This window comes from Streptomyces siamensis (assembly GCF_039543605.1).
In the GTDB taxonomy this organism is placed as follows: Bacteria; Actinomycetota; Actinomycetes; order Streptomycetales; family Streptomycetaceae; genus Streptomyces; species Streptomyces siamensis.
Genome location: NZ_BAABKB010000041.1, coordinates 64,511 through 88,461 on the forward strand (window position 1 = coordinate 64,511; position 23,951 = coordinate 88,461).

The 23,951-nt window shown below is 71.9% G+C and carries 17 protein-coding genes; 10 read left to right on the forward strand and 7 right to left on the reverse strand.

Translation table 11 applies throughout. The features are described 5' to 3' along the window. Positions 1–42 precede the first annotated feature (42 nt). Positions 43–1,362 carry a flavin monoamine oxidase family protein gene (locus ABEB03_RS38170; protein ID WP_345657527.1) on the forward strand — a complete coding sequence of 440 codons (1,320 nt, stop codon included), beginning with the start codon at positions 43–45 and terminating at the stop codon, positions 1,360–1,362. Then, positions 1,355–2,776 (forward strand): aminobutyraldehyde dehydrogenase, encoded by a 1,422-nt coding sequence (locus ABEB03_RS38175; RefSeq protein WP_345657529.1) that lies wholly within the window; start codon positions 1,355–1,357, stop codon positions 2,774–2,776. Before ABEB03_RS38170 ends, ABEB03_RS38175 begins: the two co-directional genes overlap by 8 nt. A 72-nt stretch (positions 2,777–2,848) precedes the next feature. Here ABEB03_RS38175 and ABEB03_RS38180 read toward each other — a convergent pair whose 3' ends face one another. Together ABEB03_RS38180 and ABEB03_RS38185 are read right to left on the reverse strand one after the other, a co-directional pair. Then, positions 2,849–3,907 (reverse strand): hypothetical protein, encoded by a 1,059-nt coding sequence (locus ABEB03_RS38180; RefSeq protein WP_345657530.1) that lies wholly within the window; start codon positions 3,905–3,907, stop codon positions 2,849–2,851. A gap of 141 nt (positions 3,908–4,048) precedes the next feature. Beyond that, positions 4,049–5,692 (reverse strand): sigma-70 family RNA polymerase sigma factor, encoded by a 1,644-nt coding sequence (locus ABEB03_RS38185; RefSeq protein ID WP_345657531.1) that lies wholly within the window; start codon positions 5,690–5,692, stop codon positions 4,049–4,051. 895 nt (positions 5,693–6,587) lie between these two features. Between ABEB03_RS38185 and ABEB03_RS38190 the strand changes: the two genes are divergently transcribed. The 7 genes from ABEB03_RS38190 to ABEB03_RS38220 all read left to right on the forward strand — a co-directional run bounded on the left by ABEB03_RS38190 (position 6,588) and on the right by ABEB03_RS38220 (position 16,749). Next, positions 6,588–8,165, forward strand: a complete 1,578-nt coding sequence (locus ABEB03_RS38190) for a GMC family oxidoreductase (protein WP_345657532.1) — start codon at positions 6,588–6,590, stop codon at positions 8,163–8,165. A 145-nt stretch (positions 8,166–8,310) separates the two neighbouring features. Beyond that, entirely contained in the window at positions 8,311–8,583 is a 273-nt protein-coding gene (locus ABEB03_RS38195; protein ID WP_345657533.1) for a hypothetical protein, read from the forward strand. Between the two features lie 148 nt (positions 8,584–8,731). Then, entirely contained in the window at positions 8,732–10,090 is a 1,359-nt protein-coding gene (locus tag ABEB03_RS38200; protein WP_345657534.1) for a diacylglycerol/lipid kinase family protein, read from the forward strand. Between the two features lie 165 nt (positions 10,091–10,255). After that, the gene (locus ABEB03_RS38205) at positions 10,256–11,146 is read left to right on the forward strand and encodes an MBL fold metallo-hydrolase (RefSeq protein WP_345657535.1); all 891 of its coding nucleotides are present in this window, start codon (positions 10,256–10,258) and stop codon (positions 11,144–11,146) included. A gap of 376 nt (positions 11,147–11,522) precedes the next feature. Then, positions 11,523–14,555 carry a SpoIIE family protein phosphatase gene (locus ABEB03_RS38210; protein WP_345657536.1) on the forward strand — a complete coding sequence of 1,011 codons (3,033 nt, stop codon included), beginning with the start codon at positions 11,523–11,525 and terminating at the stop codon, positions 14,553–14,555. Positions 14,556–14,850: 295 nt separating this feature from the next. Further along, complete coding sequence (locus ABEB03_RS38215; protein ID WP_345657537.1) at positions 14,851–15,024, forward strand: hypothetical protein; 174 nt, start codon at positions 14,851–14,853, stop codon at positions 15,022–15,024. A gap of 321 nt (positions 15,025–15,345) precedes the next feature. Beyond that, a complete protein-coding gene (locus tag ABEB03_RS38220) occupies positions 15,346–16,749 on the forward strand; it encodes an MFS transporter (protein WP_345657538.1) in 1,404 nt (467 codons plus the stop codon). Between the two features lie 81 nt (positions 16,750–16,830). On the opposite strand, the gene ABEB03_RS38225 is transcribed toward ABEB03_RS38220, so the two are convergent. The 4 genes from ABEB03_RS38225 to lnt all read right to left on the reverse strand — a co-directional run bounded on the left by ABEB03_RS38225 (position 16,831) and on the right by lnt (position 22,035). Then, positions 16,831–18,756: a helix-turn-helix domain-containing protein gene (locus ABEB03_RS38225; RefSeq protein ID WP_345657539.1), complete on the reverse strand. Its 1,926-nt coding sequence runs from the start codon at positions 18,754–18,756 to the stop codon at positions 16,831–16,833. A gap of 236 nt (positions 18,757–18,992) precedes the next feature. Beyond that, on the reverse strand, positions 18,993–19,793 hold the full coding sequence (locus tag ABEB03_RS38230) for a 3-hydroxybutyrate dehydrogenase (RefSeq protein WP_345657540.1): 801 nt from the start codon (positions 19,791–19,793) through the stop codon (positions 18,993–18,995). Between the two features lie 60 nt (positions 19,794–19,853). Then, the gene (locus ABEB03_RS38235; RefSeq protein WP_345657541.1) at positions 19,854–20,327 is read right to left on the reverse strand and encodes an NUDIX hydrolase; all 474 of its coding nucleotides are present in this window, start codon (positions 20,325–20,327) and stop codon (positions 19,854–19,856) included. Positions 20,328–20,421: 94 nt separating this feature from the next. After that, positions 20,422–22,035 carry an apolipoprotein N-acyltransferase gene (gene lnt / locus ABEB03_RS38240; protein WP_345657542.1) on the reverse strand — a complete coding sequence of 538 codons (1,614 nt, stop codon included), beginning with the start codon at positions 22,033–22,035 and terminating at the stop codon, positions 20,422–20,424. 239 nt (positions 22,036–22,274) lie between these two features. Here lnt and ABEB03_RS38245 point away from each other — a divergent pair, with 239 nt between their 5' ends. Beyond that, positions 22,275–23,309 (forward strand): O-antigen ligase family protein, encoded by a 1,035-nt coding sequence (locus ABEB03_RS38245; RefSeq protein WP_345657600.1) that lies wholly within the window; start codon positions 22,275–22,277, stop codon positions 23,307–23,309. A 47-nt stretch (positions 23,310–23,356) separates the two neighbouring features. Here the strand turns inward: ABEB03_RS38245 and ABEB03_RS38250 are convergent, their stop codons facing one another. Next, the gene (locus ABEB03_RS38250) at positions 23,357–23,902 is read right to left on the reverse strand and encodes a hypothetical protein (protein WP_345657543.1); all 546 of its coding nucleotides are present in this window, start codon (positions 23,900–23,902) and stop codon (positions 23,357–23,359) included. Positions 23,903–23,951 lie beyond the last annotated feature (49 nt).

The following is a 23,951-nucleotide window of genomic DNA, read 5'->3' on the forward strand; positions in this document are numbered from 1 at the left end:
CCGCCGCACCCCGAATCCGCCGCACCGAGGAAAGCGAAGCTGATGCATCACGACGTGATCGTGCTCGGCGCCGGTCTGGCCGGGCTCGCCGCCGCCCGCGACCTGGCCGCCGCCGGCACCGACGTACTCGTCCTGGAGGCACGGGACCGCGTCGGCGGCCGGGTCGAGCAGACCCGTACGCCCGACGGCCGCACCGTCCAGCTGGGCGGCGAAGTGGTCGGCCACGGGCACACCTCCTACCTTCAACTGGCCAAGGAACTGGGCCTCGAACTGGTCCCCAGCTATGTCGCCGAGCCCGGCCGTATCACCCGGACCACGCCGGAGGGCCGCTCGGCCGGTGATCCACCGCACTGGTTCGGTCCCGGCGACGCGGCCCTGCACGAGCGGCTCGGCGCGGAGTTCACCGCCCTGGCCGCCACCGTCGATCCCGACGACCCCTGGTCGCATCCGGACGCCGCCGCCCTGGACCGGCTGTCCGTGGCCGGCTGGCTGCGTTCCCGGCACGCCACGCCCGCGGTCGTCCGCCTGTGGGACATCGGTCAACTCGCCCTGGCCGGTGGCTCCTACGAGCGGATCTCGCTGCTGGCCGCGCTGCGCAAGAGCGCGGCGGTACCCGGCTCCGGCACGGGTGACTACGACTACGACGACTGGGAGGGACTGCGCCTCGCGGAGGGATCGGCGACGCTCGCCGAGGTCATGGCCCGCGAACTGGGGCCGCGCATCCGGCTCGGCTCCCCCGTCGCCGCCCTGGACGTACGCCCCGGCGGCTGCTCCGTGCGCCTGGCCACCGGCGAGGTCCTCACCGCGGCGGCCGTGGTGAGCGCCCTGCCCGTGGGACCGCTGCGGGACGTGGCCGTCAGCGGTGTGAGCGAGGCCCGCCTCGCCTCCCTGCACCGTCAACGCCACGCGACGGCAGCCAAGTTCGCCGCCGTCTACGACCGTCCCTTCTGGCGCGCCGCCGGTCTGAACGGCCTCTCCGAGTCGGAGGGCGTACTGGGCAGCACCTGGCCGCAGAACGAAGTCGTGTTGTCGGCCCTGATCCCGCCCGAGCGCTACGGCGTCCTGCTCGGCACCCCGCCGCATCTGCGCACCCCCGAGCTGCTCGCCGAGATGGCCGTCATGTTCGGCGGCGAGGCACTGCGGCCGGCCGCCTGCCATCTGCGGCTGTGGGGCACCGATCCGTGGACCCAGGGCTACGTCACCCAGTGGCCGCCGGGCGAGGTCATGGCGGTCGGTCCGCTGCACGGAACGCATGAACCGCCGTTCTACGTCTGCGGCTCCGACCAGTGGGTCGCCGGATACATGGAGGGCGCCGTCCGCACCGGCCGCGCCGCCGCCGAGGAGGCGCTGCGCCGTGGCTGACACCGAACGCCTCAACCACGTGGGCGGCAAGGACGTACCGGCCGCCTCCGGTACGACGCTCCGCCTGGTCGACCCGGCCACCGGACTCCCCCAGGCCACGGCCCCGCTCTCCGGCCCCGAGGACGTGGACGCGGCGTGCCGGGCGGCCGGGGACGCGCTGCCCGGCTGGTCGGCGACGACTCCGGGACAACGGCAGACCGCGCTGTTGCGCATCGCCGACGCCCTGGAGCGGCACGCGGACGTGGTGGCGCACGCCGAGGTGACCGACACGGGCAAGCCCCGGGCCCTGTTCCTGGCGGACGAACTGCCCGCGATCGTGGACGTGTTGCGGTACTTCGCCGGAGCGGCGCGGAACCTGCCGGGCGCCGCGGCAGCCGAGTACACACCGGGCCGTACCTCAATGCTGCGACGTGAGCCGATCGGCGTGTGCGCCCAGATCACGCCGTGGAACTACCCGCTGATGATGGCCGTGTGGAAGATCGCGCCCGCGCTCGCCGCCGGCAACACCGTCGTCCTGAAGCCGTCCGACACCACGCCGTCATCGGCCACGCTCCTCGCCGGGCTGGCCGCCGAGCACCTGCCGCCCGGGGTGCTCAACGTGGTGTGCGGCGACCGCGACACCGGGCGGGCCCTCGTCGCCCACCCCGAGGTCCGGCTGGTGGCCGTCACCGGCAGTGTGCGCGCCGGCCGGGAGATCGCCGCGGCCGCGGCCGCCGACCTCAAGCGGCTCCACCTGGAACTGGGCGGCAACGCACCGGTGCTGATCCACGAGGACGCCGATCTCGACGACGCGGTCGAGCAGTTGGCCTCGCTCGCCTTCTACAACGCGGGGCAGGACTGCACGGCGGCGACCAGGATCATGGTCCACCACGGGGTCCACGACGCCTTCCTGGAGGCGTTCGCCGCCCGGGCCGCAGGGCTGCGGCCCGGGGCCCCGGACGAGGAGGGCGCTGATTTCGGGCCGCTCGCCAACGCGGCTCAACTCGCCTCTGTGCAAGGGCTGTTGGCTCGGCTGCCGGATCATGCGGAGGTCGTCACCGGTGGCGCCGCCGTGGACCGGCCGGGCTACTTCCACCAGGCCACGGTGATCGCCGGGGCACGTCAGCGGGACGAGATCGTGCAGAGCGAGGTGTTCGGCCCGGTCGTCACCGTCCAGCCCTTCGCCGACGAGGCGGAGGCATTCCGGATGGCGAACGACGTGCCGCAGGGCCTCGCCGCGAGCGTCTGGACGCGCGACCACGACCGGGCCATGCGGGCGAGCCGGGCGCTCCACACCGGCATCGTCTGGGTCAACACCCATGGCACGACGGTGTCGGAGATGCCGCACGGCGGCGTCCGCCACTCCGGCCACGGCAGCGACCTCTCCCTCACCGGGCTGCTCGACTACACGCAGGTCAAGCACGTCATGCTGTGACGGCGCCGCCCGCGCGGCGCCCGTCCCTCTCAACTTGTCTTCGTTCAAGGCCCCATTCGACGTCGGACAAGCTCAACGGGCGCCCTTCTTCTGCAGGACCCATACGTAGTGCCACTTGCCATGCGTGCGTTTGGGTTTGATGTCGGCGAACGCCTGGATGGTGGGCCACAGACCGGTCGCACCGGCCGCCATCGTCGCGCTGAAGGCGAGCGCACCTTGGAGCGCCTCGGGACGGACGGCGGCAAGGACGGCGCTCGTCGTACCCAAGACGGCACCGGAACGGTTGAGGGCCCGGGAACGGGCCGCGCTGCTCATCTCAACGGTCGCGACGTTCAGCTCGTCACGCATGGAGAGCGCGACGCGTTCCAGGGCCACCTGGGAGTCGACAGCTTCCAGTGCGTCGTCGAGTTCGAGGAGCCGGGAGCGCATGAAGTCGCGGTACTGGCGGTAGGAGTCGAACTCCTCACTGGTGACTTGTGCGAAGTCGCTGAGGCTGAGCCCGTCGATGAAAGGGAGATCGATCTCCAGGATCGGCCGGACCACCCGGCTGGCGAGAGGCTTCGCGCTCGCCAGATCCACGGCTCGGCCGTGCTCCACCACAAAGTCGATGGACCGGTCACTGAACGAAGGAAGCGGGCCCGCCTGCGAATTCATCTCCTGCTCGCCGCGCAACGTCCACTCCGTTCCGACGCTCCCTTCCGTGAAGACGGGTCCGTACCAGACCAACCCACTGCGCAGCAGAGGCTCGGCGTCCAGAAGCCACTGACCCAACTCGACAAGATCTCCGGTCACCATCCCATAGCGCCATGTCGACCGAATGGTTTGGGATGGTTGACCCACATCCAGGTTGCCCTCGGTGTGATAGGTATCTGCGTACTCCCCCAGTTCGTGAACCGCTCCAACACCGTGGTCGGACAACAGCATCGTGTCCGCGACCAGGACCATCCGCTTGGTCACATGCGTGAAGCTCCTCCTGTCTGAGGACAGCCCGACGTAATACGGCGAGGTCGAGGCGACCTTCGCGCTCAGGAGCCGCCTGTAGTCGCGCTTGACCGTGCGCCCGTACGTGAGAGCAACATCTTGTACGGACGCCCGCTCCTGCCCTGAGAGTGAGTCGTAGAACCGGTTCATGCAGGTCGCCACAGGCCTGTTCTGCCAGGCTTGGTGGTTCTGCCACGCTCGCCGTACACGTCGGAACATGCGCAAAGCATGAGGGCTGGCCGAGCACCCGGTCCAGCAGTCGACATCCCCCGCAGACCATGAAGGACAAGCTCAGAGCTTGGCGCCGAAGTCCTGCGTCCACCACGGGCCGCCGGACCCCCTGTGGACACCCACGCCGATGTTCTTGAACGAGCAGTTGAGGATGTTGGCGCGGTGGCCGGGGCTGTTCATCCAGGACTCCATCACCGCCTCGGGGGTCTGCTGCCCCTGGGCGATGTTCTCGCCGTACGTGGACCAGCGGTAGCCGGCGGCGGTGATGCGCTGGCCGGGGTCGGCACCGTCCGGGTTGGTGTGCTCGAAGAAGTCGCGGGCCGCCATGTCGTCGGAGTGGGCCTGCGCGGCGTCCTCCAGTTGCGGGTCCTCCGTGAGGGGCCCGCAACCGGCGGCCGCCCGCTCCTTGTTCACCAGCGCGACCACCTGCGTGACGGTGTTCGTCGGCGCCGACTGGGCCTCGATCGTCCTGGAGGGAGTCGGAGTCGGCCGTGCCGTCTGCCGGGAGGTCGACACGCTCTCCTTGGCGTGGGTCGGAGTCTTGGAGGGGCTCGGCTTCTTGGACGCGGACGCGGATACGGAGGGCGACGGGGAGGCCGGCGGTGAGCTGTCGGCGGGACCGGACGCGGAGAGGTCCACCACGTGCTGGTCGTCGGGCTGCACGGCGGTCGCCTCGTCGGATCCGCCGCCGTTGCCCGGGTCGGTGCCGAAGTACCAGAGACCACCGCCCGCGACACAGACCGCCACCACCGCTCCGCCGACGGCCCGGCGCCGGACACGCCGCTGCCGACGGGCCTCGCTGCGGGAGGTGCCCCGGCCGCGTCCGGCACGGTGGCGCGCCCCGCCACCCGGCCCGGCGTGGCCGCCGGACGCGCCGAGCGAGGAGGCCGAGCCGACCGGCTCCAACTCCCGGCAGGCGGCGCGCACTCCTTCCAGCAGCGCGGGCGAGGCCGCCACCAGCGCCAGGCCGGCGAGCAGTCCCTCGGCGGGCATCAGCCCGCTCCACAGTCCGGAGCAGTACACGCAGCCGCGGGCGTGCCGGGCTATTCGCTTGCGCCACAGGGCCGAGGGCCGGCCGTCCCAGGAGGCCAGCCCGCCCCGCAGTTCCTCGCACGGCGGCTGGGCGTCGAGCGCGCGCACCACCACGCGCGCGGCCTCCAGTTGCGCCTTCATCCGCTGGACGCGGACCGCCGCGTGCTGGGGTGACAGCTCCAGCGCCGCGGCCACCTCGTCGCGGGTCAGTTCGCCGGCGCACTCCAGCCACCACAGCGACAGGAGTCCGCGGTCGTCGGGCTCCAGCCAGCGTGTCGCACGCGCCGTCTCCTGCCGCTGACCGGACAGCTGGAGCCGCACCATCGTCAGATCCACGAAGTCGGCGCCCGGGTCGGCGAAGTCCTTGGTGTCCTCCACGGCGTCCGGCGCGACCTGCCGGTCCTGCCAGTGCGCCCGGACCTGATTCATCGCGATCGCCACGAGCCAGGAGCGGAAGCTCTCGGGGGTGCGCAGGTCCTCGAGCGCGTCGAGGGCGCGGAGCATGGTCTCCTGCACCACGTCGTCGACGTCGACCGAGCCGTTCAGCGCCCGCCCCACGATGTTGTAGACCAGCGGGAGGTACGCGCTGACCAAGGCGTCCTGGGCTTCCGGGTCGCCTTCCCGCGCGGCGGTCACCAGTGCCGTCGACGCCGCCGTGCGCTGTGTGCTCATCAAAACTTCCCCGTCCTCGACTCCGAACGATGCTGTCCGACACATGGGAGACCGCTCGGCGAGCCCCGGATAACAGTTATTCGGTCACTCGTTTCACGAGAGGTTGTCGGCACGGGCGGGCGACCGCAATGGAGGACGTCACATCGGCGCACTCCGCGGACGGGAATGCCGATCCCGGCCGATGCTCAAACATGGACGAATTGCTATGACTTGGCGGATACAGGCCGCCCTACCGGCTCCGCGTGGCGAGCAACGGTGCGGCGGCCACCGGCCAATGGGAGTTCCGCCCCTCGGTCGAGCCGCAGCGGGCCCGTCCCCCGGGTCGTCGCGAGCTCCGGGCCCCGCGCCGGGTTCGGCGCCGGCCGGCGTGACACCGGCTGCATGACGCGGCTCGCGCCCTCAGTGCACGAGCGCGGCGCCACATACCGGTTGTCGGGGAGCCGGGGTCACTGGTGATGATGAGCCTCCCCGACGCCTTGGAGATCCGCGCATCGTTCGCCCGGACCCACCTTCCGCAACGAGGTCCCCGCACGCGAGGCACTGAAGGTTGGCCTGAAGCGGCCCACCACCTTCGCGGGACGCGTGGCGTGCCCGATCCTGGTGCAGGTCGGCACGAACGACCGCATCGCGCCTGCCGGCGCGGCGCGCCGGACGGCTCGGAAGGCAGGTCCGTGGGCTCAGTTGCGCGAGCACCCCGTCGACCATCTCGGCGTCTACGGAGGGCCGTGGCGGCAGCGGACGCCGGCCGATCAGCTCGACTTCCTGCTGAGCCTCCTCATTTCCCCGCGTTCTCCCCGTCACCACCGGGGACGGACGGCACCGGGCTCCGCGCCCGAAGCGAGGCCGACCGCACCTCTTCACCCGTGAAACCACCTTTTCCGTCGAGGAGATGGGCATGAACACGTACGACTACGTCATCGTCGGCGCCGGATCCGCGGGCTGCGTCCTGGCCGCACGTCTGTCGGAGGACCCCGACGTCCGGGTGGCGGTGATCGAGGCGGGCGGCCCCGACATCGCGCAGGAGATCCATGTGCCCGCCGCCTTCCCCCAATTGTTCAAGTCCGGCCTCGACTGGGACCTCGACTCCGACCCGGAGCCCGGGATCGGCGGGAGGCGGGCCTACCTGCCCCGGGGCAGGATGTTCGGCGGTTCCAGCTCGATGAACGCGATGATCTACATACGCGGAAATCGCGCCGACTACGACGGCTGGGCCGCGGCCGGGGCCACGGGCTGGGGTTACGCCGACGTGCTGCCGTACTTCCGGCGCTCCGAGGACAACGAGCGCGGCGAGGACGAGTTCCACGGCGTGGGCGGGCCGCTGACGGTGAGCGACGGCAGGTCCGGGCACCCGCTCGCCTCGGCCTTCGTGCGGGCCGCCGAGCAGGCGGGGCACAAGGCGAACGACGACTTCAACGGCGAGTCGCAGTTCGGGGTCGGGCGCTACCAGGTGACGCAGCGCGGCGGCCTGCGCTGCAGCACGGCCGTGGCCTATCTCCACCCGGCCCTCGAACGGCCGAACCTCACCGTGCTCTCCTCGGCCCGTGCCCACCGTGTCGTGATCGAGGACGGCAGGGCGACCGGCGTGGAACTGGAGCGGGGCGGCGCCGTCGAGGTCGTCCGCGCCGAGCGTGAGGTGGTCCTGTCCGCGGGCGCCTACGAGTCGCCGAAGCTGCTGATGCTGTCAGGGATCGGGCCGGCTGCCACCCTGTCGGCCTTCGGCATCGACGTCGTACGCGATCTGCCGGTCGGCGAGGGTCTGCAGGACCACTACATGTCGCTGCTGAACTTCCGTACCGACGTCGAGTCACTGATCGGCGCGGCGAGCGCCGCGAACGCCGCGCTGCTGCAGAGCGAGGGCCGCGGCCCACTGACCTCCAACATCGGCGAGGCCGGCGGCTTCTTCCGCAGCCGTGACGGCCTTGCCGCTCCCGACGTGCAGTTCCACGCCGCGCCCGTGCTCTTCCACCAGGAGGGGCTCGGCGCGCCCACCGAGCACGGTTTCGCCTTCGGCCCCTGCGTTCTCGCCCCGACCAGCCGCGGCGCGGTGACGCTGCGCTCGCTCCGCCCGGACGCCGCGCCCCGGATCGTGCACAACTACCTGACGACGGCCGCGGACCAGGACTGCATCGTCGCCGGGGTCCGGATCGCCCTGGAGATCGCGGGGCAGCGGGCGGTGGCCGACATCGCGACCGGATCGTACGGGGACAGGCCGGACTCCGATTCCGACGCGGACATCCTCGCCTGGGCGCGGCGGTCCGGGCAGACGCTGTACCACCCGACGTCGACCTGTGCCATCGGCTCGGTGGTCGACCCCGAGCTGCGGGTGTTCGACGTGGCCGGTCTGCGGGTCGTCGACGCCTCGGTGTTCCCGACGGTGCCGCGGGGCAACACCAACGCCCCGACGATCATGGCCGCGGAGAAGGCGGCCGACCTCATCAAGGCGGACAACGGCGCGGAGGGAGCCGGACGATGACGACATCCCCGCCGGCGATCGACCAGGCACGGGCGATCGACCGGGCCGTCGACGACCTGGCCCGCGGCGAGGCGGCCAGCGACCTGGGCGGCCGTCGCGAACTGCTGGAAGAGGTGCACACGGCCATCGGTGAGCGGGCGGAGGCGTGGGGGCGTGCGGCCGTCGCGTACCAGCGGCTGTCGGACCACATGTCGCCCCGGTCCTCGCTGCCCTCGAACTGCCCGGCGGCACCCGGACGTTTCTCGACAAGGCGGTCCGCACCGCGAACGAGGAATTCACCGGCACACTCGGTGCGAACCTGGTCGCGCACCCGCGCTCCCGCGCACCGCTGCCGCACTGGGACCCGCACTGGACGACCTCGGGAGCGTTCGACACGGTGACGGTGGCGAACCCGGTGTCCTCCCTGGGTGGTGGTTGACTTCGGGGTGACGTTTCGGCGGCGGCCCCGACGGGGACTGCTCCCGGCACATCGGGCAAGACGTGAGTGACCGCGCTGTCTTCCTTCAGGGCCTCGGCCTCGCTCGCACGCGCGGGTCGGAACGGGATCGGCACGTCGGGAGGGCGACATGAGCAGGACACGGGTGACGAGCCCGGGCGGCGGGCCGGCCGGACGGGCGCTCGCCCGGTGCGCCCTCCTGGCGGCGGTCGCCGCAGCGGTGGTCCTGATGGTCGCGCTGGGAGCGGGCGGGCTGATCGTCCTCGGAGCAGGGCTTCTCGGGCTGATCGTCTGCGCGGTCGGCGGCTGGTGGTTCCTGGCGCACCGGGGCGCGGTGCGGCTGTTCGGGGCCCTTGTCGCGGTCGCCGCACCCGTCGGCGTCCTGGTGCTGTTCACCCACGGCGGCCTGTGGCTGCCGACGCTCGCCTCGACCCTGTGCTGGAGCGCGGCCCTGGCCTGCGGCCGGTCGGCGCTGCGCAGGGCGCGTCCGCGACGGTCACAGCGCCCCGTCCCCGCACCCCGCCCGAGGCGGGCGGTCATCGTCATGAACCCGAAGTCCGGTGACGGGAAGGTCGGCCGATTCGGTCTCGTCGAGCGCGCGGAGGAGCTCGGGGCGCGGGTGATCCTGCTCGATCCCTCCGCGCCGGCCGACGTCGCCGAGCTGGCCCGTCAGGCCGTGGCCGAGGGCGCCGATCTGCTCGGTGTCGCGGGCGGCGACGGCACGCAGGCGCTGGTCGCGGCGGTCGCCGCCGAGCACGACCTGCCCTTCCTGGTCGTCTCCGCCGGTACCCGCAACCACTTCGCCATGGACCTCGGCCTCGACCGGTCCGACCCGGCACGCTGCCTCGACGCGCTCTCGGACGGCGAGGAGATCCGGGTCGACCTGGGCGACGTCGCGGGCCGCGCCTTCGTCAACACGGTGTCGTTCGGTGTGTACGCGGACATCGTGCAAAGCCCCGAGTACCGCGACGCCAAGACGGCCACCGCACTGAACCTCATGCCGGATCTGCTGGCGGGCGACCAGGCACGAAGGCTCGACGCGCGGGTCGACGACACCGTGCTCTCCTCCCAGCAGGCGCTGCTCGTCAGCAACAACCCGTACGTCTCCCCCGAGGAACTGGGCGGCGCCGGCCGCAGAGCCCGCCTCGACGGCGGTGAACTGGGCGTCCTGGGAATGCTGGTGGAGGGCGCGGTGCAGGCGGCGGACGTGGCCGTGCGGGGCACACAGGCGGAGGGTCTGAGCGTCATGACCGCGCATCGGGTCGAGGTGACCTCCGACGAGGACACGATCCCGGTGGCGGTGGACGGTGAGGCGCTGCGGATGCCCACGCCGGTCGTGTGCTCGCTGCGGGCCGGCGCTCTGCGGGTCCTGGTGCCGCGCGACCGCCCGGGCGTCGCGGTCCCCGCACCGCCCGTGAACTGGCGGCGGCTCGTCGACCTCGCGTTCGCGCCCACGGAGCGGAAGCCCGCGGCAGAGACCCGCACCTGACCGGAGCTCGGCCCCGGTCGCCGATCCCGCCGGGGCATGGCTGCGCACCGGTGCCCACGGCCGGAGCTCGGCACGGGTGGCTGCTACGGTCTCGGACCATGTTCGAGTTCGCTCGGGTGCGAGGCTCGGACGATTGCCGGATCGAAGGGTGGGACGGCCGCGAGCATGCACTCCAGGGGACACACGGCGGTGAAATACGGTGAGGTCACCGTGCTCGTCGGCGCCCGGCAGGGCGCCTACCCCTACGGCAACTCGCTGCTCGTGCGAGGCACCTCCGCATCGCTGCTCATCGACCCTTCGCTGTCGCTCGTCGGGGACGCGCCGGCCGTGGACGCGATCCTCGTGAGTCACGCGCACGAGGACCACATCGCCGGCCTCGCGGGCTACGACGTGCCGGTCCATACCCATGTGGGCGACCTCGACGCGGTGCGGTCCCGTGAGGTCATGGTCGCCGGGTTCGGCATCCCGTCCGACGCGGTCGAGGCCTTCGACAAGAGGCTGCGCGACGAGTTCCACGTGGAGAGTTGTCCGGACGCGCTGGGGTTCGAGGACGGCGCCACGTTCGACCTGGGCGGGCGCACGGTGACCGTCGTGCACCTCCCCGGTCACACGGCGGGCCACAGCGGCTTCCTGATCGAGCCGGACGGGTTCCTCTTCACCGCGGACATCGACCTGACGTCCTTCGGCCCGTTCTACGGCGACCTCGGCAGCGACGTCGAGGCGTTCGAGGCGTCGATCCGCCGGTGCCGGGAGATCGACGCCCGCTGGTACGGCACCTCGCACCAGAAGGGCGTGATCGAGGGCGCCGCGGACTTCCGGCATCGCCTGGACGCATTCGCCGGAGTCGTCGAGCGGCGGGAGGCGGCGCTGCTCTCGTTCCTCGGCGAGCCGCGGACCGTCGAGGAGATCGCGGAGCACAGGCTCGTCTACCGCCCGCACGTCGAGGGACCGCATGTGCGGCCGGTGGAACGACGGACGGCGGTCCAGCACCTGGACCGGCTGATCGGACAAGGGCTGGTCGAGAAGGTGGAGCCGGGGCGCTTCCGGGCGGCCTGACCCGTCGCGCCGCAGCACACGCGTACCGCACCGACCCTTGACCGAAGCGCCCGTCACGCGACACGGAACCGCCTTCGGCACCGCCGCCCACCGACGGATTCACCGCCCTGCCGGCACCGCTCTCCACCGCCGGATTCACCGCCCTCCGGGCACCGCCGCGACGCCGAGCCCGCGGACGAATTCCCGCCGGTGACACAGCGTGAGCCGGCCCCACATACAGTTGCTTGGTCATAGACGGTTCACCTGAGCGGATGAAATCGCCTAAGTTGTTCTAATTAGGTTGGATGCGATGAATGTAGACCGCTGTAGGTCCATATCCGATCGCATACGGCTCAGCCGGTACCCAAGCGGTGAGCGGAGGCGACAGTCGACAGTGGTGAACACTAGAGGCGGCGACGCGGAGAACACCGACTCGTCCACACCCCACGTCCCACGTCCGCTGCGCCAGACGCACGACCTGCGGACCCTGCAGGCCGTACAGCCCATGAACCGGCACCACATGCGGATGCAACTGCTCGACGCCGTCGACGAGGACCGGCGCGGTGTCGACGTGCTGCTGACCGCGCTCCAGCACGCGGTGGCCGAGGTGCACGGCCTGGGCGGCATGGTGCATCTCCCGGGCGCCGGCATGAGCGGGATCCTCTACCTGGTCGCCGACAGCGGCCTGCCGGAGTCGATCACCCGCCCCTGGCTCATCATCCCGATACGGGGCACGGCGCCGCCCAGCAAGGCCGCCCGCAACGACACCATCGCCTGGCAGCCCGACCTGGCCCCGCCCGACCCGGTGCCGGGCCGGGACCCCGCGGCCATGTGGCCTGCCCGGCTCACCGCCGGCATCGGTCACCTGGCCGTCCCCATCGCGAGCGGTGGCTCGCGCCGCGGCGCGCTCTCCGTCCTGTTCGCGCCGGGCACCACGGTCGGCGCGGCGGAGCGCGCGTTCCTGAGCCAGGTGGCGGCCTGGATGTCCGGACGCCTCAGGTCGTCCGGAATCCTCAATCCGTCCCCCACTCTGCTGCGCGCCCCGGAGAACAAGCCAGTACCGCGGGAGGCCGCCTCCCCGTCGGACGTGGAAGAGGCACCCTCCCTCACATACACCTGGGACCTGCACACCGGCGAGCTGACCTCCGAGGTGCCCGTCGAAGAGGTGCTGGCCGGAATCGATCCGAAGGTGATGAGCGGCGGCATCGAGGCGTGGGCGGAGCTGATCCACCCGGACGACCTGCCGGACGCGGTGGCCGGCTTCGACACAGGCATCCAGCGCCGCGGCGGCTTCCGGAACGAGTACCGGATCCGGCGCCAGGACGGAACATACGTCTGGATCGAAGCCAGCGCCAGGACGATCACGGACGCGGAGGGGAAGCCGGTGAAGGTGATCGGCACCCTTCGCGACAGCAGCGAAACGCATGCCGCCGCCGAAACGGTCGGGCGGGCGCTGCAACACATGAGCGACGGCTTCGTCTCCCTGGGCACGGACTGGCGCATCGAATTCCTCAACCAGGCCGCCGAACGGCTCCTCGGCGCCGCCGGAGATGTGGCCGGAGCCCTGCTCTGGGACATTCCCTTGGTGCATGCCGCGCCGGAGCTGGAGCAGCGGTGCCGGGCCACGGCCGCCGAGGGCCGACCGGCCGGATTCGACATACCCGGGCCGGACGGGGCGTCCTGGTACCACTTGCGGCTGGTACCCGTGCCGGAAGGTCTCACGCTCTACATCACCGACACCACCGAGCGGCATCTGCGGGAGGCCGAGCGCGTCGCCGCCGAGCGGGCGGCCGCGGAGCGCGCTTCCGTGGTGCAGAGGATCACGCGGGAGCTGGCCGAGGCCGTCACCGCCCAGGACGTGATGACAGCGGTGGCCGACGTCGTGATGGCACCCCTCGGGGCCAGCGGACTCATCATGCTCGGCGTGGTCGGCGACCGACTGGACGTGATCGGCTCACAGGGGTATTCGGAGCATTTCGCCCGACTGCTGGACGGGCAGTGGACACTGCGGGACACCGCGAGCCCCGTGGTGGACGCCCTGCGGACCCACACGCCGCTCTGCGTCTCCTCCCCGGAGGAGTTCCTGAAGCGGTACCCGGGGACCGAGATGCTGGTCAAGGAGGGCGGCAAGCAGGCGTGGGCCTTCCTGCCACTGGCCGTATCAGGGCGCGGGATCGGCGCGGCGGTGATCGGCTTCCAGGAGCCGCGCGTGCTGGACGACGAAGAACGAACCCTGCTGACCGCGCTCAGCGGACTGATCGCACAGGCCCTGGAGCGAGCCGGGCTCTACGACGACGCGACGACCCGGGCCCGTACGCTCCAGCGCAGCCTGCTTCCGCAGGCGCTCCCCGAGCTGCCCGAGGTGACGACGGCGGCGCGCTACCAGTCGGCCAAACAGGGAGCCGACGTCGGCGGCGACTGGTACGACGTCATCCCGCTCTCCGCGGCCCGCGTGGCGCTCGTGATCGGCGACGTGATGGGCCACGGCATGGCCGAGGCCGCCACCATGGGCAGGCTGCGCACCGCCGTCCGCACCCTCTCGGAGCTGGAGCTGCCGCCCGACGAGATCCTCGGCCACCTCAACGACATCGTCGGCGAACTGGACACCGATGCCTTCGTGACCTGTCTGTACGGCATCTACGACCCTGTGACCCGGTGCCTGTCGTACGCCAGCGCCGGTCAGCCGCCCCCGGCGGTGGCCCACCCCGACGGCACCGTCACCTTCTTGTCCATGACCCCCGACCCGCCGCTGGGCGTGGCCGCTCCGCCCTTCGAGACCCGCGAGACCCTCCTGCCCGCCGACAGCCTGCTCGCCCTCTACAGCGACGGCCTGGTCGAGAGCAAGGACAGGGACGTCACCAGCGGCATGAACCGCCTCGCCGAGCTTCTCGGTGAGTCCGTGCAGGCCATGCCGGACTCGACGGCGGACGCATCGGACCTGGACGCCCTGTGCGCCGCCCTCACCTCCGCGCTCCTCCCCGCCCACGGCGCGCTGATCGACGACGCCGCCCTGCTGCTGGTCCGCACCCACTCGCTGGACGCGGAGAACGTCGCCGAGTGGCCGTTGCCCGAGGACCCGGTGGCCGCGGGACAGGCCCGCAGCCTGGTCCGCGCCCAGCTCACCGACTGGGACCTCGCCGACGAGGACCTGATCATGACCACCGAACTCCTGGTCAGCGAGCTGGTCGGGAACGTCGTCCGGCACGCCTACGGTCCCATCCGGCTGCGCATGCTCCGCAGCCGCGCACTGATCTGCGAGGTCTCCGACGCCAGCCTGACCACACCGCACATCCGCCACTCCTCCGCCACCGACGAGGGCGGCCGCGGCCTCCAGCTCATCTCCGCGCTCTGCCAGCGCTGGGGCACCCGCCACACCCCCGCCGGCAAATCGATCTGGACCGAACAGCCCCTTCCCGCCGCCTCGGGCTGACCTCTGGCCTGCTATGTCACCCAGGGCGGTGGCGATCTTCAACGCCCCCCGTTAGGCTCCCAGTTGCTCATTTCGAGAGCCACAGAGCACTGGCGACGTGTCCGATGGGGGACAGTGCTCTCATCTCGACAAGCAATGAGCACGATGAGTCTCTGATCGTCGCGGAGCCTCAGCAGGCCATCGCAAGCGGTGGTCGAGCTGAGGCTGCCCGCCGACTGGTCGACCACCTTCGTGAAGGGGTTGACTGATGAGGCCGACTTTTCCCGTCCAGGTACTTCTCGCACTCCTGTCCTTCGTGTCGTCGCTGCTGGCGGCAGTGGTGGCGGGGGTGCTTTCGCATGAAACCGGGGCGTCGCCGGCCGGTGCGGTGCTGTACGGCGGCGGCGCTTTCGTCGGCTGGATGTCGCTCTGTGTCACCGTGCTGACGGCGCTCGGCCTGCTCGGACATCAAGGCGGTCCCGGCGAGTGAGGGTTGCACAGCGATCAGAAGCGCGATCCCCGACAAGACCCAGGACAGGGCGAGGCGCACGGCCCGACGGTGGCGTCCGGTGCTCGTCGAGCGGTCGAACGGCAGGAAGCGCGAGGCCGTCCCGCGGAAGCGTCGCGCCCGCCCTGCCCCTCCGTGTCCACTGCGCCAGCCCCTGAACCGCCCTTCCGCACGCCGGCATGGAGGTTGCGCGCACAGACCGCCCTCGAAGTATGGTGTCCCACCACATGTGCGCCCGACCTGCATGTTCCTACCGTGTGCCGACACGTACCCGTCCCCACCGCACACGAGGAAGTGGCGCACATGGCCTCCGCAGCAACCGCTCCCCCATCCCCGGGCACTCCCGCCAATCTCAAGCGCATCGTCGCCGCGAGCCTCATCGGCACGACCATCGAGTGGTACGACTTCTTCCTCTACGGCTCCGCCGCCGCCCTGGTGTTCAACAAGCTCTTCTTCCCTGATTCCGACCCGCTCGTCGGCACGCTGCTCTCGTTCCTGACGTACGCGGTCGGCTTCGCGGCCCGGCCCTTCGGCGCGCTCGTCTTCGGGCACTACGGCGACCGGCTCGGACGCAAGAAGCTGCTGGTGATCAGCCTGTTGATGATGGGCGGGGCGACGTTCGCGATCGGGCTGCTGCCCACACACGCCACGGTCGGCTCGGCCGCGCCGGTGCTGCTGACCACGCTCCGCCTCGTGCAGGGATTCGCGCTGGGCGGCGAATGGGGCGGCGCCGTCCTGCTGGTGTCCGAGCACGGAGACGCCAAGCGCCGTGGATTCTGGGCCTCGTGGCCGCAGACCGGCGCACCGGCGGGGCAGCTCCTCGCCACCGGTGTGCTGTCGCTGCTCACCGCCACCCTGTCGGACGATGCGTTCGGCTCCTGGGGCTGGCGCATCCCGTTCCTGCTCTCCGGCCTCCTGGTGATGGTCGGTTTGTGGATACGTCTTTCTGTCGATGAATCCCCGGTGTTCAAGCAGGCGTTGGCGCAGGCCGAGGCCCGCAAGGCGGCCCGTGCCTCGGACGACTCGGAGGTGGAGAAGCTGCCGCTGGTCGCGGTACTGCGGCACCACTGGCGAGACGTGATCATCGCGATGGGCGCCCGGATGGCGGAGAACATCAGCTACTACGTGATCACCGCCTTCGTCCTCGTGTACGCGACGACCGCCGCGGACGTCTCCAAGCAGACGGCACTGAACGCCGTACTCATCGCGTCCGCCGTGCACTTCGCGGTGATTCCGGCCTGGGGGGCGCTCTCGGACCGGATCGGCCGCAGGCCCGTCTATCTGCTGGGCGCCGCCGGCGTCGGCCTGTGGGCCTTCCCCTTCTTCTCGCTCGTGGACACCGGCAGCTTCGGGAACCTGATCCTCGCCATCACGGTCGGCCTCGTGCTGCACGGCGCGATGTACGCGCCGCAGGCGGCCTTCTTCTCCGAGATGTTCGCGACGCGGATGCGCTACTCCGGCGCCTCCATCGGCGCGCAGTTCGCCTCGGTCGCCGCCGGTGCGCCCGCGCCCCTCATCGCCACCGCGCTGCTGGACTCCACCGGCGGCTCCACCATGATCTCCCTCTACGTGATCGCGGCGGCCGTCCTGACACTGGTCGCGGTGGGCTGCGCCAAGGAGACCAGGCACCGCGATCTGGCCGACGTGGACGCGCCGGTCGAGGACCGTCCCGCCCCGGCGGAGAAGGCGGACGCCCGCACCGCCTGAGCCCCGGCGTTCGGCGCGGCCCTCGTACCGCGCCGAAGGGAAACCCTTCGCTGACCCCCGTGCGCGCGACGCGCACGGGGGTCAGCGCCGTGCGGTGGTCGACAACCGGTGCAGCCGCAGGGCGAGTTGGATCTCCAGGGCGCGCGCGGGGCTCTGCCAGTCGTCACCCAGCAGCCGTCCGACCCGCTCCAGCCGCTGCGCCACCGTGTTCACATGCACATGCAGGTCGTCCTTCGTGCGGGCCGGGCTCATGCCGCACGCGAAATAGGCGTCCATGGTGCGCAGCAGATCGGTCCCGCGGCGTTCGTCGTAGTCCACGACGCCGCCGATGGTGCGCTCGACGAATCCCGAGATGTCCCGGTCCCCGGCGAGCAGCAGTCCCAGGAACCCGAAGTCCTCGGCGGCCGCGCCGTCCCCGGTGCGGCCGAGCAGCCGCAGGGCCTCCAGACAGCGCTGCCCCTCCGCGTACGCCGACGCCACCGCGTCGGGGCGGGCGGCGAGCTGCTCGACCGGGGCGGACGCGCCCACGGTGACCCCTTCGCTCACCGCGCCGCCGAGGTGCCGCGCCGTACGCCGGGCCAGGTCCGTCGCGGTGTCACCGGACTCCAGGGGAAGCAGCAGTACGGTGCCGCCGTCCCGGGCGGCGGCCAGTCCGTGCCGGGTGGTGGCGAGGTGGGAGGCGGCGGCCCACAGGCGTCTGCGTCCGGCCGCCTCGCGGTCGGCGTCCAGGGCGGCGGTGTCCAGCCGGGCGGCCAGCACGACATGGGGCCGGTCGAGATCGGCCTGGAGCCGGGACGCCCGCTCGCGCAGCAGACGCGGGTCACGGTCACGGGAGTCCAGCAGGTCGTCCAGCAGCTCGCCGCGGACGCGCTGCTCGGCGTCGGACGCCGAGCGTCGGGCGAGCAGGAGGAGCGAGGTGACCATCGCCGCGCGCTCCAGGGTGCGTTGGTCGACCGGGTCCAGACCCGGATGCCCGTGCAGCACCAGCGCGCCGAGCAGCTCGCCACCGGCGGCGACCGCGGCGACCCAGTCGTCCTTGTGCCGCACGGCGTGGCCGTCGGCGCGGGACGCCTCCACCGCGGCGGCCGGTGCCTCGTCGGCCTCGGTGAACTCGACGGCTCCGTCGAGGACCTCCGACACGGCGGCGGCCACATCGTGCACTCCGCCGCCGCGCAGCACGAGTTCGGCGAGCCGGTCGTGGATGTCCGACGCGCGCTCGATCACTCCGCTGCGGTCCCTGATGATCTCGTGGGCCCGGCCGAGGCGGTCCAGTGCGGAACGGGTCTCCGCGAGCCGGTTCGCCGTGTCGATGGCGGCGGCGGCCAGGGCCGCGAACGAGCCGAGCAGGGCGATCTGCTCACGCTCGAACACCCGTGCACGGCGGTCCGCGGCGAACAGAACGCCGATGACCTGGGAACCGATCATCAGCGGCACACCGAGGATCGCGACGAGCCCTTCGTCCCGCACGCCCGCGTCGATGGTGTGGGTGTGCTGGAAGCGCGCGTCCTTGAAGTAGTCGTCGGTGACATAGGGGCGGGCGGTCTGCGCGACGAGGCCGCCGAGGCCCTCGCCCATGCCGAGGCGCAGTTGCTGGAAGCGCGCGGCGACCGAGCCCTCGGTGACCCTCATATAGGTGTCCCCGCGGTCCGAGTCGTTCAGGCTGAGGTAGGCGACGTCGGTGCTCAGCAGTGAGCGGGCCCGCTGGACGATCGCCTGCAGCACGGCATCGAGGTCGCGCAGGCCCGCCAGGTCGTGCGCCGTCTCGAACAGCGCCGAGAGCTCCGCCTCACGCCGGCGCCGGCCCTCCATGTCCGAGCGGACGCGCAGGGCGAGCAGCCGGGCCCGGTCGAGCGCGGCGACGCGCTCGGCGGACCGGCCCTCGGCGCGGGCGAGCAGCACCGGCTGCTCGTACGCGTCGGCGGACGCGCCGCGGGCCAGGAGCTCCAGGAACGGCGCCTCGGCGCTGTCGGCGGAGGACTCGACGGAGGGGACGTGATCGCGGGACATGGTCAAAGGATTGCGCATCTCAGGGCCGGTGCGACCGGCCTGTGGACAACTCCCGGCCCGCACCGGTCCCCGGCCGGTCGCGACCGGCACGGCTCGGCTCGGGTCGCTGCCTGCGACCGGCGGCCGTCCGCGCGCGGGGCGCTACGACAGGCGCCCGACGGCGCGGACACCGGTGCGGGTGGCACCCCGGCCGGCGGCAGGCGGTGCGGTCGGTGTGCGGGAGGGGGAATCACGGTTCAGTGGGCGGTCCAGCCCCCGTCCAGCACCAGGGACGTACCGGTGATGAAGGCCGCCTGCGGGCTGCACAGATAGGCCACCGCCTCGGCGACCTCCTCCGGCTCGATCAGCCGCTTGACCGCGCTGTCCTGGAGCAGCACCTCGCTGAGGACCTGCTCGCGCGGGATCCCGTGCGCCCGCGCCTGATCGGCGAGCTGCTTCTCCACCAGGGGGGTCCGTACGTAGGCGGGGTTCACACAGTTCGAGGTGACCCCGTGGGTCGCGCCTTCCAGCGCGGTGGTCTTGGAGAGCCCTTCGAGACCGTGCTTCGCGGCCACATAGGCCGACTTGAACGCCGAGGCGCGCAGCCCGTGGACCGAGGAGACGTTGACGACGCGGCCCCAGCCCTGCCCGTACATGTGGGGCAGGGCGCCGCGGATGAGCCGGAACGGCGCCTCCAGCATCACGGTGAGCACGGTGTGGAAGACCTCGGGCGGAAACTCCTCGATCGGGCGCACCAGTTGCAGTCCGGCGTTGTTGACCAGGACGTCGGTGCCCGCCGCGGCCTGTTCCGCCGCGTCGAGGTCGGTGAGGTCGAGGACGTGCGGTTCGACGGTTCCGGCGAGGCCGTGTGCCTGCTCGGCGAGCACGTCCAGGCCCGCGGAGTCCCGGTCCACCGCTCTGACCTTGGCTCCGGCGGCGGCCAGCCGCAGGGCACAGGCACGGCCGATGCCGCCCGCGGCGCCGGTGACGAGCGCGGTGCGGCCGCCGAGATCGAATGCGGGGGCGTGGGGGCCCTGGTGGGCGCTGGGCGCGGTCATGACTTGACCCTAAGCAGCGCCCACGCGCCAACCGATGTGGTCACCACACACAGTTCGGTGTCAGGTCGTAGGGTCGAACCATGTGGGTCCGTCGGAGAGGGCCTGCTTGATCCGGAAGAGCGCGGTGTCCCGCAGTTCCGGCAGGGCGTCCACGTCGAACCAGCCGACCTCCAGCGACTCGTCGTCGTTGACCCGGGCCTCGCCGCCGACCGCACGGCACCGGAACGTGGTGTCCATGAACTGGCAGATGTCGCCGTTGTCGAAGGTGACCTGCTTCCCCGCCTGGACCAGGACGACGCGCTCGACCACGCAGCGCACGGCGGTCTCCTCGTACACCTCGCGCACGGCGCAGGCCGCCGGCTGCTCCCCGGGGTCCGGGATACCGGAGATCAGCGCCCAATCGTGGTTGTCCGAACGCTGCCCGAGCAGCACTCTGCCGTCGTCGTCGAAGACCACGGCGCTGACTCCGGGGAGCCAGAGCAGCTGGTGCCCCGCGGAGGCCCGGACCGTACGGATGAAGTCGGGAGTAGCCATGCCTCGACCCTAACGGCCCGGCTCGGCCGCGCCTCCCGGGTCCTGTCCGACGATTCCCGCCCGCCCGGCGACGCCGCGCATGGTCGGGCAGGCCCTAGGCAGCGGAGCCGCGCCGCCCGCGGACGGCCGTGGCCGCGCCCCAGCCGAGCCCGCCCGCGGCGAGCACGACCAGGACCATCTCGGGAAGGATGCCGAGCTTCGTCGCCGGGGTCTCGGAGGTGCGCAGGGGCACCTTCTGGACGAGCGAGTCGGCCACGAACATCCCGGTCCTCTGGGTGATCCTGCCGTCCGGCATGATCACGGCGCTGACGCCGCTCGTCACCGGCACCGTGACCGTGCGGCTGTGCTCGACGGCACGGATGCGCGACATGGCGAGCTGCTGGTAGGTCATCTCGCTGCGGTCGAAGGTCGCGTTGTTGCTGGGGACCGAGATCATCTGCGCGCCGTCCGTGACGGTGTCGCGCACGGCCCAGTCGAAGGCCGCTTCGTAGCAGGTCGCGAGGCCGACCTTCGCGCCGTCCATGGTGAACACGCCCGGCTCGGTGCCGCGGCTGAAGTCCTGGCGCACCATGGTCGTCCAGTTCTTGTTGATGGCGCCGAGGAGCGAGCGCAGCGGGAGATACTCGCCGAAGGGCTGCACCTGCCGCTTGTCGTACGTGTCGACGGCACCCTTCTCGGGGTCCCACAGGATCTGCTCGTTGTAGAGCTTGCCGTCCCGTTCGACGACGCCGCCCACCGAGATGGGGGCACCGATCGCCCGGGCGGCACCGTCGATCACGGCGCGCGCGTCGGGGTTGGTGAACGGGTCGATGTCGGAGGAGTTCTCGGGCCACAGGACGATGTCGGGCTTGGCGACCTTGCCGGCCCTGACCTCGGCGGCGAGTCGTTCCGTCTCGCGCGCGTGGTGGTCGAGAACGGCACGCCGCTGGGAGTTGAAGTCCAGTCCCGCGCGCGGCACGTTGCCCTGGATGACCGCGACGGTCGTCGTGCCCTTCTCCGCCTTGTCGCTGACGAGCGCCCGCGCGGCGAGCGCACCGACGACGGGCACGGCCACACCGAGCAGCGCCACCGCCGCGGCACCCTTGCGGACCGCTCCGGTGCGCCGGCCCTCGACGGCCAGGCGCACGATCTCGTACAGCCCGAATCCGCAGAGGACGACCGCGAAACTCAGCACCGGAGTACCGCCCACCGCGGCGAGCGGCAGAAAGACGCCGTCGGCCTGGCCGAACGCGATCTTGCCCCAGGGGAAGCCGCCGAAGGGGGCACGCGCGCGTGCCGCCTCTCCCGCGATCCACACGGCGGCCGCCCACAACGGCCAGGCGGGCAGCCGGGACACGAGCGTGATGCCCGCGCCGACCAGTGCGACGTACACCGCTTCCACGGCGACCAGCGCCAGCCACGGACCGGGGCCGACCTCGACGCCGGTCCAGACGAGCAGCGGCAGCAGGAATCCGAGGCCGAACAGGTAGCCGAGGCCCAGTCCCGCCTTCCAGGTGCGACCGCGCAGGATCCAGGCGAAGAGCGCGAAGGCCGGAAGGGCCAGCCACCACAGCGTGCGGGGCGGGAAGCTGACGTACAGCAGCACTCCGGAGAGCGCCGCTACGGCGGCCGGGACGAGGCGTCGCACCCATGCGGCCCCGCGCGAGGCGGGCGCGGCCTGGGGTTCGAGCTGGTCCGGCTCGTCTACGGTGGTTGCGGTGGCGGTCACTCGGGGAGTGTACGGCGCGTGACCAAGGCGCCGACAGCACGGTCTCGTCCGCTCCGCGGGAGTCCGGCCGGCCGCCGGGGCTCTCCTCACACGCGCGCTGCAACGTTTCTGCGCAACATGTCCACAAACCGGCGCATCACCCGTTACGGTGTGCCCGAGCCTCTGACGTGCGGCCGGATGTGGTCACGACGGCCGGGGCCCGACAGAGTCGGGGGGTCGACGCAGTGGGGTCCACCGGGATGGCGTCCGCGGCCGATCCCGCCGCCGCGGGCGAAAGACGCAGCGCTTCGGACGGTCTGGGTGTCGTCGTGCTCGCGGCCTGCGCCGTCTGGTCACTGGTCACGGCGACCGCGCACGGCGGCCGGCCCGAGGGCGTCCTGCTGGCGGTGCTCGCCGTGGCGGCCGGTTACGCGGCGGGGCGGATCTTCGGCGTGCTCCTTCCGGTCGCCGCCCCGTGCGCGGGTGCGCTCGCCGGACTCGGGCTCGCGATCGCCACTCCCGGCCCGCAGATCACCCTCCAGCTCGGGCACTCCGGCGCCACGGCGGCACTGCTGACACTCGCCACGGGCGCGGCCTGCTGCGCGGCCTGGGCGGCACAGACTCCGGGACCTCGCCTCGCCCTGCGTCTGCTCGCCGCCGGGATCACCGTGGCCGCGGCGGTGCTGGGGGCGACCACCGGTTTCGTCACCTGCGCCGGGGTCCTGCTCTGCTCGCTCGCCGCCGCCCGGATGCACCACCGGGCTCTGGGACTCATGGGTCTCGCCGGCGCGGCGGCGCTGGTGACGGGACTGACCTGGGCGATCGCCGAGGACGCCCTGCCCGACGGTCCGACGGCCTCCCTGGAAGGGCAGCTGACCCCGCACCGGGTCCTGCTCTGGCACGACGCTCTCCGGCTGGCCCGCCAGGAACTGGTCCTGGGCGTGGGACCCGGACGTTACGGAGAGCTCAGCCCGACGGTCACACAGTCGCTGCTCCCCGACGGCAAGCCCCATTCCGCTCCCCTGCAGCAGGCGGCCGAGCAGGGGGTGATCGGCGTGGCGCTGCTCGCGGCGGTGTTCTGCTGGATGCTGTACGCGCTGTGGCGCACCCCGCGCTCCACTGCGGTCGCGCTGACGGCCGGCGCGTCACTGACCGCGCTGGCGGCCATCGCCTCGATCGGCAACGCGCTGAGCTTCACCACGGTGACGGCGGGTGCGGGGCTGCTGGCGGGCCTGGCCACGGCACGGCCGCTGGCAGCCGAGGGGCCGGACGACCTCCCTGACACCATCCGCTGATCCGGCGGCCTTCGGATCGGTGAGGGCCGCGCCGACCTGCGCAAGCGTCAGTGCGCCGTGCCGGGCGTGCCGGGCCGCAGGCGGTCCCGGATGATGCGTACCGCGGCTTCGGCGTTGTCCACCGTGATCGTGAAGGTGTGTCCGTCGCCGAGGCGCAGCACCACGCCCTCGCCGCGCCGGACGATCACCGCGGTCCCCTTCTCGGGCCGCCAGCGGTAACCGAAGCCGCCCCACTGGCGCGGGGTGACCTTGGGCGCGAAATCGGCGCCGACGACACTGGAGAGCGGGATGCGGCGGCGCGGCAGTCCGATGTGACCGCAGCGCACTTCGAGGCAGTCCTTGTCCACCTTCACGGCGACGTGCAGGAAGGCGAGCGTGCCGAAGATGATCAGCAGTCCGGCGGCGATGCAGCCGACGACGGACATGATGAGCGGGGCCGATCCCGACGTCCATGCGGAGTCGACGGCCAGCTCGATACCGAGCGCCAGAAAGGCGGCTCCGCCGAGGGCGGGCAGCCACTGGACGCGGTTCGTCGCACGCCCGGTCCAGATCTCCGGATGCGGGGTGCCTTCGCCGTGGGGGTGGTCCCTCATGTCTATGAGAGTACTCAGCTTCCGCTGCGCGGGCACGGGCTTGCGGAGC

What these genes read in the sequence shown, in the direction of transcription:
- ABEB03_RS38170 (WP_345657527.1), top strand. Translation starts at nt 43, where the DNA reads ATGCATCACGACGTGATCGTGCTCGGCGCCGGTCTGGCCGGGCTCGCC.
- ABEB03_RS38180 (WP_345657530.1), bottom strand. Translation starts at nt 3,907, where the DNA reads ATGAACCGGTTCTACGACTCACTCTCAGGGCAGGAGCGGGCGTCCGTA.
- ABEB03_RS38185 (WP_345657531.1), bottom strand. Translation starts at nt 5,692, where the DNA reads ATGAGCACACAGCGCACGGCGGCGTCGACGGCACTGGTGACCGCCGCG.
- ABEB03_RS38190 (WP_345657532.1), top strand. Translation starts at nt 6,588, where the DNA reads ATGAACACGTACGACTACGTCATCGTCGGCGCCGGATCCGCGGGCTGC.
- ABEB03_RS38200 (WP_345657534.1), top strand. Translation starts at nt 8,732, where the DNA reads ATGAGCAGGACACGGGTGACGAGCCCGGGCGGCGGGCCGGCCGGACGG.
- ABEB03_RS38205 (WP_345657535.1), top strand. Translation starts at nt 10,256, where the DNA reads ATGCACTCCAGGGGACACACGGCGGTGAAATACGGTGAGGTCACCGTG.
- ABEB03_RS38220 (WP_345657538.1), top strand. Translation starts at nt 15,346, where the DNA reads ATGGCCTCCGCAGCAACCGCTCCCCCATCCCCGGGCACTCCCGCCAAT.
- ABEB03_RS38225 (WP_345657539.1), bottom strand. Translation starts at nt 18,756, where the DNA reads ATGTCCCGCGATCACGTCCCCTCCGTCGAGTCCTCCGCCGACAGCGCC.
- ABEB03_RS38230 (WP_345657540.1), bottom strand. Translation starts at nt 19,793, where the DNA reads ATGACCGCGCCCAGCGCCCACCAGGGCCCCCACGCCCCCGCATTCGAT.
- ABEB03_RS38235 (WP_345657541.1), bottom strand. Translation starts at nt 20,327, where the DNA reads ATGGCTACTCCCGACTTCATCCGTACGGTCCGGGCCTCCGCGGGGCAC.
- ABEB03_RS38245 (WP_345657600.1), top strand. Translation starts at nt 22,275, where the DNA reads ATGGCGTCCGCGGCCGATCCCGCCGCCGCGGGCGAAAGACGCAGCGCT.
- ABEB03_RS38250 (WP_345657543.1), bottom strand. Translation starts at nt 23,902, where the DNA reads ATGAGGGACCACCCCCACGGCGAAGGCACCCCGCATCCGGAGATCTGG.